Annotated in this window: 11 protein-coding genes; 6 read left to right on the forward strand and 5 right to left on the reverse strand. The window is 68.2% G+C overall.

The annotated features are described in order from the left end of the window. The first annotated feature begins 9 nt into the window (after window positions 1-9). The 3 genes from ACAM58_RS02300 to ACAM58_RS02310 all read left to right on the forward strand — a co-directional run bounded on the left by ACAM58_RS02300 (window position 10) and on the right by ACAM58_RS02310 (window position 3,560). Entirely contained in the window at window positions 10-1,197 is a 1,188-nt protein-coding gene (locus ACAM58_RS02300) for a glycerophosphodiester phosphodiesterase (protein ID WP_369664024.1), read from the forward strand. 66 nt (window positions 1,198-1,263) lie between these two features. Beyond that, window positions 1,264-2,469: a M20 aminoacylase family protein gene (locus tag ACAM58_RS02305; RefSeq protein WP_012745496.1), complete on the forward strand. Its 1,206-nt coding sequence runs from the start codon at window positions 1,264-1,266 to the stop codon at window positions 2,467-2,469. Continuing rightward, window positions 2,466-3,560: a M14 family metallopeptidase gene (locus tag ACAM58_RS02310; protein WP_369664025.1), complete on the forward strand. Its 1,095-nt coding sequence runs from the start codon at window positions 2,466-2,468 to the stop codon at window positions 3,558-3,560. Before ACAM58_RS02305 ends, ACAM58_RS02310 begins: the two co-directional genes overlap by 4 nt. Here the strand turns inward: ACAM58_RS02310 and ACAM58_RS02315 are convergent. Further along, window positions 3,557-4,681, reverse strand: a complete 1,125-nt coding sequence (locus tag ACAM58_RS02315; protein ID WP_012745498.1) for an ABC transporter substrate-binding protein — start codon at window positions 4,679-4,681, stop codon at window positions 3,557-3,559. The two genes, ACAM58_RS02310 and ACAM58_RS02315, sit on opposite strands and share 4 nt — an antisense overlap. A gap of 57 nt (window positions 4,682-4,738) precedes the next feature. Between ACAM58_RS02315 and ACAM58_RS02320 the strand changes: the two genes are divergently transcribed. The 3 genes from ACAM58_RS02320 to ACAM58_RS02330 are packed head-to-tail and all read left to right on the forward strand — an operon-like array spanning window position 4,739 to window position 8,281. Further along, window positions 4,739-6,826, forward strand: a complete 2,088-nt coding sequence (locus ACAM58_RS02320) for a molybdopterin-dependent oxidoreductase (protein WP_369664026.1) — start codon at window positions 4,739-4,741, stop codon at window positions 6,824-6,826. Next, complete coding sequence (locus ACAM58_RS02325) at window positions 6,823-7,977, forward strand: aminopeptidase (RefSeq protein ID WP_369664027.1); 1,155 nt, start codon at window positions 6,823-6,825, stop codon at window positions 7,975-7,977. Before ACAM58_RS02320 ends, ACAM58_RS02325 begins: the two co-directional genes overlap by 4 nt. Next, complete coding sequence (locus tag ACAM58_RS02330) at window positions 7,970-8,281, forward strand: polyhydroxyalkanoic acid system family protein (RefSeq protein WP_369664028.1); 312 nt, start codon at window positions 7,970-7,972, stop codon at window positions 8,279-8,281. The genes ACAM58_RS02325 and ACAM58_RS02330 overlap by 8 nt, the downstream gene beginning before the upstream one ends. A gap of 12 nt (window positions 8,282-8,293) precedes the next feature. Here the strand turns inward: ACAM58_RS02330 and ACAM58_RS02335 are convergent, their stop codons facing one another. From ACAM58_RS02335 to ACAM58_RS02350, 4 genes are all read right to left on the reverse strand, one after another. Next, window positions 8,294-9,031, reverse strand: a complete 738-nt coding sequence (locus ACAM58_RS02335) for an SDR family oxidoreductase (protein ID WP_012745502.1) — start codon at window positions 9,029-9,031, stop codon at window positions 8,294-8,296. A 311-nt stretch (window positions 9,032-9,342) separates the two neighbouring features. After that, window positions 9,343-10,869 carry an FGGY-family carbohydrate kinase gene (locus tag ACAM58_RS02340; protein WP_369664029.1) on the reverse strand — a complete coding sequence of 509 codons (1,527 nt, stop codon included), beginning with the start codon at window positions 10,867-10,869 and terminating at the stop codon, window positions 9,343-9,345. Then, the gene (locus tag ACAM58_RS02345; protein WP_369664030.1) at window positions 10,866-12,008 is read right to left on the reverse strand and encodes an alcohol dehydrogenase catalytic domain-containing protein; all 1,143 of its coding nucleotides are present in this window, start codon (window positions 12,006-12,008) and stop codon (window positions 10,866-10,868) included. Before ACAM58_RS02345 ends, ACAM58_RS02340 begins: the two co-directional genes overlap by 4 nt. 148 nt (window positions 12,009-12,156) lie before the next feature. Then, on the reverse strand, window positions 12,157-13,137 hold the full coding sequence (locus tag ACAM58_RS02350) for an ABC transporter permease (protein ID WP_369664031.1): 981 nt from the start codon (window positions 13,135-13,137) through the stop codon (window positions 12,157-12,159). Window positions 13,138-13,239: the final 102 nt, after the last annotated feature.

A 13,239-nucleotide genomic window follows, 5' to 3' on the forward strand; every position in this document is an offset into this window, starting at 1 on the left:
AAAAAGACGATGCGCACCGTTCACTTCGCCCTTGCCGCGACCGCCGCCCTTGGCCTGGCGGCCTGCACCACCATCGGTCCTGCCAACAAGCTGCTCACGCTCGACGGCAACCCACCGCTGGTCATTGCGCACCGCGGCGCCTCGGGCTACCTGCCCGAAGAAACGCTCGAAGCCTATGCGCGCGCCATCGAACTGGGTGCCGACGTGATCGAGATGGACCTGGTCTCCACCAAGGACGGCGTGCTCATTGCCCGCCACGACCCCAACCTGGCCATCAGCACCGACGTGGCCAAACACCCGCGCTTCGCCTCGCGCAAGAAGACCATCAAGGTCGACGGCGAAACCCAGACCGGCTGGTTCAGCAACGACTTCACGCTGGCCGAGATCAAGACACTGGGCGGCATCTCCACCGACCCCGAGCGCCCGCAGGAATTCAACGGCAAGTTCAAGATCCCCACCTTCCAGGAGATCATCGACTTTGCCAAGGCCAAGTCGAAGGAAACCGGCCGCACCATCGCGATCTACCCCGAGACCAAGAACCCGACCTACTTCCGCGAGCTGGGGCTGCCGCTGGAAGACAAGGTGATCGCCGCCATCAACGCCGCCGGCTGGAACAGCAAGACCGCGCCCATCTACGTGCAGTCCTTCGAGCCCGGCAGCCTCAAGTACATGAAGGCCAAGGGCCTGAACACCCGGCTCATCCAGCTGATCGACGGCGACAGCGTCGACCTGAAGACCGGCGCCGTGACCTTCGCCGTGCCGAGCGACCGCCCCTACGACTGGACCAAGGCCGGCGACAAGCGCAACTTCGACGCCATGGTCACGCCCGCGGGCCTGGCCGAGATCAAGACCTATGCCGACGGCATCGGCCCGTGGAAGCGCTACATCGTGAGCATCAAGGGCAGCATCGGCGCCGACGGCAAGCCGCTGGACGTCAACAAGGACGGCAAGATCAACGACGCCGACGCCACCTCGGTCTCGCCTACGACGCTGATTGCCGATGCGCACAAGGCCGGGCTCTTCGTGCACCCGTTCACCTTCCGCAACGAATCGCGCCGGCTCGCGGCCGACTACAACAAGGACGGCAGGAACGAGTACGCGGTCTACTACAAGCTGGGCGTGGACGGCGTGTTCACCGACTTCACCGACACCGCGATCGCCGCGCGCGCCGACTACCTGAAGAGCATGGGGCGCTGAGCGCGACCTGGGGGTTTGCCCGGCACGGTCTTTGCGGAGGTTTCCGCAAAGCCTAGACTGTGCTCCATGAAACTCATCGACTCGCTCGTCACGCAGGCGGCCGGCATCGCCGCCGTGCGGCGTGACCTCCACGCCCATCCCGAACTCTGCTTCGAAGAAGTCCGCACCGCCGACGTGGTGGCAGGCAAGCTCACCGAATGGGGCATTCCCATCCACCGGGGCCTGGGCACCACCGGCGTGGTGGGCATCGTCAAGAACGGCACCAGCACTCGCGCCGTGGGCCTGCGCGCCGACATGGACGCGCTGCCCGTCACCGAGCTCAACACCTTCGCGCATGCCAGCAAGCACCACGGCAAGATGCACGCCTGCGGGCACGACGGCCACACGGCCATGCTGCTCGCGGCCGCGCAGCATCTTGCGAAGAACCGCAATTTCGACGGCACCGTCTACCTGATCTTCCAGCCGGCCGAAGAGGGCGGCGGCGGCGCGCGCGAGATGATCAAGGAGGGGCTGTTCGAGCAGTTCCCGATGGACGCCGTCTTCGGCATGCACAACTGGCCCGGCATGAAGGCCGGCCAGTTCGCGGTGAGCCCGGGGCCGGTGATGGCGTCGGGCAACAAGTTCTACGTCAACGTGATCGGCAAGGGCGGCCATGCCGCGCTGCCGCAGACCGGCATCGACCCGGTGCCGATCGCCTGCGAGATCGTGCAGGCCTTCCAGACCATCCTCACGCGCAAGATGAAGCCGACCGACTCGGCCGTGATCTCGGTCACCACCATCCATGCCGGCGAAACCAACAACGTGATCCCCGACAACTGCGAGCTGACGGGCACGGTGCGCACCTTCTCGATCGAGGTGCTCGACATGATCGAATCGCGCATGAGGCAGATCGCCGAGCACATCTGCGCGGCGCACGACGCGACGTGCGACTTCCGCTTCGAGCGCTACTACCCGCCCACCATCAACACCGAGGCCGAGGCCAACTTCGCGCGCCGCGTGATGGGCGGGATCGTCGGCCCCGAGAACGTGCTGCGGCAGGAAGCGGCCATGACCTCGGAAGACTTCGCCTTCATGCTGCAGGCCAAGCCCGGCGCCTATGCCTTCATCGGCAACGGCGACGGCACGCACCGCGACGTGCACCACGGCGAAGGGCCCTGCACGCTGCACAACGCGAGCTACGACTTCAACGACGAGCTCATTCCGCTGGGCGCCACCTGCTGGGTGCAGCTGGCCGAGCAGTTCCTCGGCAAGCCCGGGGGAGCCGCGCCTTGATCGGCATCGGCGAGGCGTTTTCGCCGCGCTATGCCCAGGCCCGCCAGAAGTTCCTGCAGGCCTGCGTGAGCGCGGGCCTCGCGGCCCTGCCGCATGCGCATCCGGGCAAGGGGCGGGACGGCGAGGAGCTCTCGATGGACGTGGCGCTCGATGGCGCCGCGGACGCCGAGCGCCTGCTGATCGTCTCCAGCGGCTGCCACGGCGTGGAGGGCCACTGCGGCAGCGGCGTGCAGGTGTTCGCGCTGCACGACGCCGAATGGCGCGAGAAGGCCAGGGCGCAGGGCGTGGCGGTGCTCTATGTGCATGCGCTCAATCCGCACGGCTTTTCGTACGGCCGGCGCGTCACGCAGGAGAAGGTCGACCTGAACCGCAACTTCGTCGATTTCTCGCAGCCGCTGCCGGCCAACGAGCCCTACGCCAAGCTGCATCCGCTGCTGGTGCCCGAGAGCTGGCCGCCCACGCCCGAGAACGAGGCCGCCATCGAGAAATGGATAGCCAAGCATGGCGCCGAGGCCTACCAGGCGGCCGTCACCAGCGGGCAGTACCAGTTCGAGGACGGCCTGTTCTTCGGCGGCAAGGCGCCGGCCTGGAGCAACAAGACCTTGCGCGGCGTGCTGCGCCGGCATGCCGCCAGCGCGCGCCGGCTGGCCTGGATCGACCTGCACACGGGGCTCGGGCCCAATGGCCTGGGCGAGCGCATCTTCGCCTGCCGCGACGACAAGGCCGCCTACGCGCGCGCCAATGCCTGGTGGGGCACGCCCGCGGCGCCCGTCACGTCGATCTACGACGGTTCATCGAGCGCGGCGCTGCTGCGCGGCCTGATGTGGGACACCGCGCACCAGGAGTGCCCGCAGGCCGAATACACCGGCATCGCGCTCGAATACGGCACGCTGCCCATGCTCGAAGTGCTGGCCGTGCTGCGCGCCGACCACTGGCTGCACAAGCACCCCGAGGCGCCGGCCGACCTGGCCGCCGGCATCCGCGCGCGCATGCTCGAGGCCTTCTATACCGACACCGATGCCTGGCGCGGCCAGGTCGTGAGCCAGGCCAGGCAGGCGATGTTCCAGGCCGTGGACGGCCTCTGCAGCTAGGTCCGGACCCGCCCGTCCCCGGTCAGCATCGACAGCTCGACGAACTTCGATGCCACGTGGTTCTTGGCCGAGAACGACACCTCGAAACCGCCGAACTGCTGCCGGTCGATGCTTTCGAGGCCAGTGATGAGGCCGTCGCGCGAGGCCTTGCCCGGCGCGCGGCGCAGGCCCTCGGTCAGCACCTTGGCGGCAAGGTAGCCCTCCAGGCTCGAGAAATTGGCGCTCGCGCCGGCGCCGGCCTTCTTCACCGCCTCGCTGAATTCGCGCGTGATCGCATTGGCCGCGTTGTAGGGCGAGGGCACCACCTGCGTCACCATCACGCCCGCGCCCTCCTTGCCGAGCTCGTCGGCCAGCGCCTGGGTGCCCACGAAGGACACGTTGAAGAAGGTGCCGCCGTAGCCCGCCTTGCGCGCCTGGCGGATGAAGGCCGCGCAGGCCTTGTAGGCGCCCACCTGGACCACCGCGTCGGGCCGCGCCGCCGTGATGCTCTTCACCGCCGCGGCCACGTCGACCGAATTGCGCTCCACCGTGGCCAGCGCCACCGGCTTGAGCTCCTGCTGCGACAGCGCGAGCGTGACGCCGTCCAGGCCCGCCTTGCCGTAGGCATCGTTCTGGTAGAAGACCGCGATCTTCTTCAGGCCCAGGTGCGTGAGCTGCTTCACGATCAGCGCGGTCTCGTCGTTGTACGAGGCGCGCAGGTGGAACACGTTCCTGTGGAAGGGTTCGCGCAGCGACATCGCGCCGGTGAAGGGCGCGATGAAAGGCACCTTCTCCTTCACCGCGAGCGGCAGCGCCGCCATGCTGGTGGGCGTGCCGATGTAGCCGAAGAGCGCGAACACGTCTTCCTCGATCAGCTTTTGGGTGTTGGCGGCGCAGCGGTCGGGCTCGTAGCCGTCGTCCAGGTTCTTGATGACCACGTTGCGCCGGCCGGCCTGGGCGTTGTACTGGTCCAGGAACAGCTTGGCGCCCTGGTGGAACTGGATGCCCAACTGCGCGGCCGGGCCGGTGAACGGTGCCGATTGGCCCAGCACCAGCGGCACGTCGCCCTGCGCCCGCGCCAACTGGAAGCCGCCGAGCGCGGCCGCGCCGGCGCCCAGGGAAAAATGTCTGCGATTGATCATGTGAAACCTCCTTTGCGCCTTGCCGCGCCTCTGCCTGGAAAACTTTAGACTTGCCGGATGGTCGATGCCCCGGTCTCTACAACTGCTGTTCTCCCCACCAACACTTCCACGGTCCTGGGCGCCTGTCCGCACGACTGTCCGGACACCTGCGCCCTGGTCACCACCGTCAAGGACGGCGTGGCCGTGAAGCTGCAGGGCAATCCGGCCCACTCGCACACCGCTGGCGTTCTCTGCACCAAGGTTTCGCGCTACATCGAACGCAACGACCATGCCGAAAGGCTCGTCCAGCCGCTTCGGCGGACCGGTCCCAAGGGCAGCGGCCAGTTCGAACCCGTCAGCTGGGACGCCGCTCTTGACGACATCGCCGCGCATCTCCGTGCATTACAGACAGATCCGGACACAATTGTGCCTTACAGTTACGCCGGCACGATGGGCCTGGTGCAGGGCGAGTCGATGGATCGGCGTTTTTTCCACAAACTGGGCGCCACGCTGCTGGACCGCACGATCTGCTCCATGGCCGGCGGCGAAGCCATGGTCCATACCCTGGGCGCCAAGGCCGGCATGCGGATCGAGTTCTTCGCCGAGGCGAAGCTGATCCTGATCTGGGGCAGCAACTCCATTGCCAGCAACCTGCATTTCTGGCGCCACGCCCAGGCCGCCCGGCGCGCCGGTGCGCGGCTGGTGTGCATCGACCCGCGCAAGACCGAAACCGCCGACAAGTGCGACGAGCACATCGCCCTGCTGCCCGGCACCGACGCCGCGCTGGCCCTGGCGCTGATGCACGAACTCATCGTGCACGGCTGGCTCGACCACGACTTCATTGCCAACCACACGCTCGGCTGGGAGCCGCTGAAAGAGCGCGCACTGCAATGGCCACCCTCGCGCGCGGCTGCCGTGTGCGGCGTGCCCGAGGCCCAGATCGCGGCGCTGGCGCAGGCCTACGGCACCACCCGGCCGGCCGCGATCCGCCTGAACTACGGCATGCAGCGCGTGCGCGGCGGCGGCAACGCGGCGCGCGCCATCGCCTGCCTGCCCGCGCTGGTGGGGGCTTGGCGCGACCGCGCGGGCGGGCTCCTTCTGAGCAGCTCGGGCCACTTTCCGGTCGACCGCGCCGCGCTGCAGCGCCCCGACCTGCTCGCGGGCCGCCAGCCGCGCACCATCAACATGAGCACCATCGGCAACGCGCTGCTCGACCAGGCAAGGCCGGTGAAGGCCATCGTGGTCTACAACAGCAACCCGGTCGCGGTGGCGCCCGAGTCGGGCAAGGTGGTGGCGGGCTTTGCGCGCGAAGACCTTTTCACCGTGGTGCTCGAGCAGTTCCGCACCGACACCGCCGACTACGCCGACTACCTGCTGCCCGCCACCACCCAGCTCGAGCACTGGGACATCCACACCAGCTACGGCCACACCGACGTGCTGCTGAACCGGCCCGCGGTGGCGCCGCGCGGCGAGGCGCGCAGCAATGCCTGGGTGTTCCGCGAGCTCGCGCGCCGCATGGGCTTCGACGAGCCCTGCTTCTCGGACGACGACGAGGCGCTGTGCCGCAGCGCCTTTGCGCCGGGCGCCATCGACTACGCGCAGCTGCTGGAACAAGGCTTCACCAGCCTCAAGCTGCCCGAGGCGCCCTTTGCCGAAGGCCGCTTCCCGACGCCTTCGGGCCGCTGCGAATTCTTCAGCGCGCGCCTGCAGGCGCAGGGCATGGACGGCCTGCCCGACCATGTGCCCAACTACGAGGCGGCCGGCAGCTCCAGCGAGTTTCCGCTGGCCATGATCTCGCCGCCGGCGCGCAATTTCCTCAACTCGACCTTCGTCAACGTGACCAGCCTGCGCGCCATCGAGGGCGAGCCGCTGCTCGAGATCCACGAGGCCGACGCCGCCGCCCGCGGCATCGAGGACGGCGCCATCGTCCGCGTCTTCAACAGGCGCGGCGAGCACCGCTGCCGCGCCGAGGTGTCGCGCCGCGCGCGGCCGGGCGTGGTGCACGGCATGGGCATCTGGTGGCGCAAGCTCGGCCTGGACGGCACCAACGTCAACCAGCTCACCAGCCAGCGCCTGACCGACATCGGCCGCGGGCCCACGTTCTACGACTGCCTGGTCGAAGTGGAGCGTATCGCTCCCTCTTCCTCTGGGAGAGAGCCGGGGTGAGGGCTGCCCCCGCATTCGCCCTGGCCGGCGCACTGCTGCTGCTCGGTGGCTGCGCTGACCTCGGCTACTACTGGCAGTCGGCCAGCGGGCACCTCGGCATCCTGCGGGTGGCCAAGCCGGTGCCCGAATGGCTTGCGGACCCCGCGGTTTCCGCGCCGCTGAAGGCCAAGCTCGAACTCGCGCAGCGCATCCGCCGCTTCGCCGTGACCGAACTGGCGCTGCCCGACAACGCCAGCTACACCTCGTACGCCGATCTGCACCGCCCCGCGGCGGTGTGGAACGTGGTGGCCGCGCCGCCCTATTCGCTCACGCTCAAGAGCTGGTGCTTTCCGGTGGCCGGCTGCGTGGGCTACCGCGGCTACTACGACGAGGCCGCCGCCAAGGCCGAGGCCGAGGCGCTGCGCGCCAAGGGCCTGGAAACGGCCGTGTACCCGGTGCCGGCGTATTCCACGCTGGGCTGGATGAACTGGGCCGGCGGCGATCCGCTGCTTTCCACCTTCATCGGCTACCCCGAAGGCGAGCTGGCGCGCATCGTGTTCCACGAGCTCGCGCACCAGGTGCTCTATGTGCCCGGCGACATCGTCTTCAACGAGTCGTATGCCACCGCGGTGGAGCGCATCGGCGGCGCGATGTGGCTGCAGCGCGAGGCCAGCGAGGCGGCGCGCGGCGAGTACGCACGCTTCGACGGGCAGCGCCAGCAGTTTCGCGCGCTGGCCCTCGAGACGCGCCGCGCGCTCAACCAGGTGTACGAATCCGCCCAGGCCAAGGCCGGCGACTGGCCCGCGGTCGACGCCATGAAGAAGGCCGCGATGGACGCCTTTCGCGAGCACTACGCGATGCTGCGCGCGCAATGGCAGGGGCCGCGGCAGGGCGCCTACGACCTGTGGGTGGCGCGCGCCAACAATGCGGCTTTCGGCGCCCAGGGTGCCTACGACGACCTGGTGCCGGGCTTCGAGGCTTTGTTTGCGCGCGAGAATCGCAACTGGCCGCGCTTCTACAAGGCGGTGCGCCGCATCGCCGCGCTGCCGACCATGGAAGAGCGGCGCAACGCATTGCAGACGGCCACGGGAATGCTGCAGACGCATTCCGGCCATGGCGGCAACAACGACAACGACAACAGCAGCAGAAGCAACGGAGGCCACGGTGCCTGACATCCATATCGAAAGAAACCATGCACTCGGCATTGCCGGCGCCCGCGAAGTCGCACGCCAGTGGATCGAGCAGGTCGGGCAGGACTACGGCCTGGAATGCACCTACACCGAGGGCGAGGCCTGCGACGTCGCGCAGTTCAGCCGTGCAGGCATCGACGGCACGGTGGAGGTCACGGCCGACACGCTGACGCTGGAGGCGACGCTGGGTTTCCTGTTCAGCAGCTTCAGCGACCAGATCGAGCAGAAGATCTCGCGCAAGCTCGATGCCCTGTTGCAGGCGCCCGGCGGCGCCCGCTTCGCCTGAGCGGCCATCAAATCAGACGATGGTGTAGCCGCCATCCACCGGCAGCGCCGCGCCGCTGACCATCGAGGCGCCATCGGAGAGCAGGAACAGGATCGGCGCCACCACTTCGTCGACCTGCGCGAACCGTCCCAGCGGAATGTTCCGGAGCGCCGCCGCGCTCTTGGCCGGATCGGCCCAGGCCTGCTCGGCCATGGGCGTGAGCGTGACGGTGGGGTTCACGCTGTTGACGCGAATGCCGTGCGGTCCGAGTTCGAGGCACAGCGAGCGTGTGATGGCGTCCATGGCGGCCTTGGATGCGCAATAGCAAAGATGCGCATCGAGCGCGACCAGTGCCGCCTGGCTCGACACGTTGACGATGCTGCCGCGCACGCCGGCCGCGATCATCGCCTTGGCGCAGCGCGAGGCGACCAGGGCTGCTGCGCGCGCGTTGACGGCCATCACGGCGTCGAAGCTCTCGGCCTGGACGTCGAGCGCCGGTTCGAGCAGTGCGATGCCGGCGCAGTTCACCACGAGGTCGAAGGCTGGCAGTGCTGCGAGTGCCCGTTCCAGTTCGGCTGGGTTGGCCACGTCGACGGTCAATGGGGTGCAGCCGGCTTCTGCGTGCAGTGTGTCGAGCGCGGCGGCGTTGCGGCCCACGGCGGTCACGGCTGCGCCTGATTGCGCGAGCCGCACGGCGACCGCACGGCCGATGCCGCTGCTTGCGCCGGTGACCAGGGCGCGCTGGCCTGAAAAATCGAAAGTTGTTGTCATGGTGTTGCTGTCATGGATGGGGCTTGTGTTCAGTGCTTGTGTTCAGGGCGCGTGCACAGATCACCGGGTACTCCCCTCCGCGAATGTCCCCCGCCCTTCGGGCTCCTCCTTGATTTCGCTGCGGGGAGCACCCGATGCTCTGTGCACCGGGGCGCGCTGCTGGTGTACCGCTGATCAACCGGTGCTCTGATCACGCTCCCGTCGATGGGGTGCCTTGCGCAGCGAAATTAAGGAGGAGCCCGAAGGGCGGGGGACATTCGCGGAGCAAGGTACCCCGTCGGCGGGAGCGCGCCCTGAATGAATGGATGGATTCATTTCAGCCGATGCATCGCATCACGCAACGCCGGATAAAGCGACTTGTAGATATCGAAGCGCTCGCGATAAACAGCTTGCGCCGCAGCCCCGGGCCGCGCGCGTTCCACCAGCGTGACCCAGCCGCGCTCGGCAGTGGCCGCATCGACCAGCCCCGCGCCGAGCGCCGCGAGCATCGCCGCACCGAGGGCCGCCTCGACCTCTTCCTCGATGGTGAACACCGGGTAGCCCGTGACATCCGCCACGATCTGCATCCACAGGTCCGAATGCGCCGCGCCCCCGACCACGATCAGCCGGTCGTCCAGCGGCTGGCCGCTTTGCCGGCCGGCCTCGATGTTGTGCTGCAGCGCAAAGCTCACGCCTTCGAGCACCGCGCGGTACATGTGGGCGCGGCTGTGCGCGAGCGAGAGGCCGATGAAGGCGCCCTTGGCCTGCGCGTCCCAGATCGGGCTGCGCTCGCCCATCAGGTAGGGCAGGAAGACCAGGCCCTCGGCGCCGGGCGGCACCTCGATGGCCTTGCGCTCGATCAGCGCATGCGCATCCTCGCCGGTGCGCGCGGCCTCGGCCACCTCGGCCTGGCAGAAGGCCTCGCGGAACCAGGTGACGGCCGCGCCCGCGGTGATCGCGCCGCCGAAGACATAGCTGCGGTCCGCGCCGCGGTAGACGTGCGGCATCGTGATGAGTTTGTGGCGCGCATCCACCGTGGGGCTCACGAAGCCCCAGCACATGCTGGTGCCGATCATCGCCACGTGGTCGCCGCTGCCGGTGACGCCCGCACAGAAGGTGGCCACGGCCGCGTCGACGCCGCCGCCCATCAGCGGCATGCCTTCGGCGAGGCCGAGCTTCGCGGCCCATTCGGCGCTCAGGCCGCCCACCACCTCGCTCGATTCGACCAGGCGCGGCGGCATCATGCGCGCCGGAATGCCCAGCATGCCGAGCGCCTCGTGGGACCAGCCGCGCTGGGCCGCGTCGTACACGCCGCCGATGTTGCCGGCCGAACTGTGGTCCACCGCGAGCTCGCCGCTCAGCCGCCAGTTGACGTAGCTGTTGGGCGGCAGGAACCAGCGCGTCTTCGCCCACACCTCGGGCAGGTGCTCGCGGAGCCACAGCATCTTGGTGAAGCCGTAGTAGCTGTCGACGCCGTTGCCGGTGATCGCCTGCAGGCGCGCGACGTCGACGTTTGCGTTCACCGCATCGACCTCGGCGGTGGCGCGGCGGTCCATCCAGATCAGGCAGGGGTGCAGCGGCTGCATCGCCTCATCGACCGGAATGCCCGCGCCGCCGTACAGGCTGCTCACGCACATCGCGGCGATCTCCGTTGCCGCGATGCCGCTCTTCGCCACGCAGGCGCGCACGCTCTCGCACACCGCGTCGAACCACACATCGCAGTCCTGCTGCGCCCACAGCGGCTTCGGCGTGTCGGGCTGGTAGGCCACGCTCGCCTGCGCATGCACCTTGCCGTCGGTGCCGGCCAGCAGGCACTTGGTGCTCTGCGTGCCGATGTCGACGCCGATCACGTATTTCATGATGATGTTGTTGCCCGCGGCTGCGGCTTGAGCAGCACCTTGATGGAGTCGAGCGAGTTGGCCAGTGTGAAGGCGCGCTCCCACTCGGTCAACGGGAAGTCGTGCGTCACGATGCCCTTCGAGGTGACGAGGCCGCGCGCCAGCAGGTCGATGGCAATCGGGTAGCAGTAGGGCCCCAGGTGCGCGCCGCGCACGTCGAGTTCCTTGCGGTCGCCGATGATCGACCAGTCGGCGCTGGTCTCCGAGCCGAACACGCTGAACTCGACGAAGCGGCCGAGCTTGCGGATCATCTCCAGCCCCTGCGTCACGCCGATGGGCGCGCCGGTGGTCTCGATGTACACGTCGCAGCCATAGCCTTCGGTCAGGCCCTTGACGATGGCGTCGGCGTTCTCGGCCGTGGGATTGATGGTCACGTCGGCGCCAAACCTTTTGGCCAGTGCGAGCCGCTCGGGCACGAGGTCGATCACGATCAGCTTCTTCGGCGTCTTCAGGTGCGCGGCCTGCACCATCATCAATCCGAGCGGGCCGGCGCCCGCGATCACCACCACGTCGTCCAGCTGGATGTCGCCGCGGTTCACCGTGTGGATCGCGCACGAGAGCGGCTCGATGATGGCGGCGTCTTCCAGCGAGATGCCGTCGGGGATCCTGTGCACGCGCGAGGTCGGCGGCAGCCGCATGTAGTCGGCCATGCCGCCGTCGGCCACGATGCGCTGGAACCCGAAGATGTTGTGCACCTCGCACATCCAGTACTTGCCCGAGGTGCAGAAGCGGCACTTGCCGCAGGGCACGATCTGCTCGGCGATCACGCGGTCGCCTTTTTCCACGCCGAAGTGCTCGGCCGCGCCTTCGCCGAGCGCTTCGACATAGCCGAAGAATTCATGGCCCGGGATCACCGGCGCCTTGACCCACGAGGGCTGCCCATCGCCGCCCCAGAACATCTTCGCGCCCGAGTGGCACTTGCAGTCGGAGGCGCAGATGCCGCAGGCCGCGATGGAGATCAGCAGTTCGTTCGGCCCGATGCTGGGCATCGCGACGGTTTCGAGCCGGTAGTCCTTGGGGCCGTGGCAGACGACGGCCTGCATGGCGGCGAGTTGGCCGATGGCGCCCGATGCGCCGGGCTGGAGCTTTTGATAAGACATGGGTTCCTTGTGGTCAGGGGGTGTTGGAAATTTCTCCCTCCCCTCCCGGGGGAGGGCCGGGGTGGGGGCAAGCGGCGCTTTCAATGGGCACGCCCTGTCTGCCCCCATCCCAGCCTTCCCCCGGGAGGGGAAGGAGCAAGAGAGGAGGTCAGCGTTTGGCTTCGCGGCTGATGAAGATGGCGAGCAAGACAATGCCGCCCTTGATGATCAATTGCAGGTACGGCGACACGCCGATCATGTTGAGCCCGTTGTTCAGCACGCCCAGCAGCAACGCACCGACCAGCGTGCCGACGATCGCGCCGCGGCCGCCGGCAATAGACGTGCCGCCCATCACCACCGCCGCGATCGCGTCGAGTTCGAAGCCCACGCCGACACCGGGCTGCCCGCTCGTGACACGCGCCGCCTGCACGATGCCCGCAATGGCCGCCGTGAGGCCGCTCAGCGCATACACGAGCAGCTTGTAGCGCGACACGCGCACGCCCGAGAGCCGCGTCGCTTCCTCGTTGCCGCCGATGGCATACACGTAGCGACCGAAGGGCGCCATGTTGAGCAGCACGTACGCGACGAGGTAGGTGGCGAGCATGATGAGGATCGGCACCTTGATGCCCGCGAGCACGCCGCCGCCGAGGAAGGCGAACGAGTCGGGCAGTCCGTCGATGGGGTAGCCGCCGGTGTAGATGAGCGCAATGCCGCGCGCGATGCCCATGGTGGCGAGCGTCACGATGATGGGCGGCATGCGCAGGTAGGCCACGCAGTAGCCGTTGAAGAGGCCGATCACCACGCCGACGGCAAGGCCGAGCGGCACGGCGAGCATCGGCGGCAGCCCGAACTGCACCATCATTCCCGAGGCCAGCGTGCCGGAGAGCGCCACCACCGCGCCGACCGAAAGATCGATGCCGCCGGTGAGGATGGCGGCGGTCATGCCGACCGCGATGATGGCGTTGATCGACGACTGCAGCGCGATGTTCTGCAGGTTGCCCCAGGACAGGAAGTTGTCGGTCGCGGCGATCATGAAGACCGAGATGGCGACCAGGCCTACCAGTGGAAGAAAGGCGGTCGAGCGGCGCAGCTGGGTGAAGAGGCCGCCTGCCGGTGCGGGCGGCGTGGGATGGGTTGCGGTTGCGTTCATTTCAGGTGCTCCATGGCGCATTGCTGGAAGACGGGGCGCTGTTGTTCTTGGCGCTGTTGTTCAGGGCGTGCGCACAGATCACCGGGTACTCCCCTCCGCGAA

The organism is Variovorax sp. V116, assembly GCF_041154435.1.
Taxonomy (GTDB): Bacteria; Pseudomonadota; Gammaproteobacteria; order Burkholderiales; family Burkholderiaceae_C; genus Variovorax; species Variovorax paradoxus.

What these genes read in the sequence shown, in the direction of transcription:
- ACAM58_RS02345 (WP_369664030.1), bottom strand. Translation starts at nt 12,008, where the DNA reads ATGTCTTATCAAAAGCTCCAGCCCGGCGCATCGGGCGCCATCGGCCAA.
- ACAM58_RS02305 (WP_012745496.1), top strand. Translation starts at nt 1,264, where the DNA reads ATGAAACTCATCGACTCGCTCGTCACGCAGGCGGCCGGCATCGCCGCC.
- ACAM58_RS02350 (WP_369664031.1), bottom strand. Translation starts at nt 13,137, where the DNA reads ATGAACGCAACCGCAACCCATCCCACGCCGCCCGCACCGGCAGGCGGC.
- ACAM58_RS02300 (WP_369664024.1), top strand. Translation starts at nt 10, where the DNA reads ATGCGCACCGTTCACTTCGCCCTTGCCGCGACCGCCGCCCTTGGCCTG.
- ACAM58_RS02340 (WP_369664029.1), bottom strand. Translation starts at nt 10,869, where the DNA reads ATGAAATACGTGATCGGCGTCGACATCGGCACGCAGAGCACCAAGTGC.
- ACAM58_RS02320 (WP_369664026.1), top strand. Translation starts at nt 4,739, where the DNA reads ATGGTCGATGCCCCGGTCTCTACAACTGCTGTTCTCCCCACCAACACT.
- ACAM58_RS02315 (WP_012745498.1), bottom strand. Translation starts at nt 4,681, where the DNA reads ATGATCAATCGCAGACATTTTTCCCTGGGCGCCGGCGCGGCCGCGCTC.
- ACAM58_RS02335 (WP_012745502.1), bottom strand. Translation starts at nt 9,031, where the DNA reads ATGACAACAACTTTCGATTTTTCAGGCCAGCGCGCCCTGGTCACCGGC.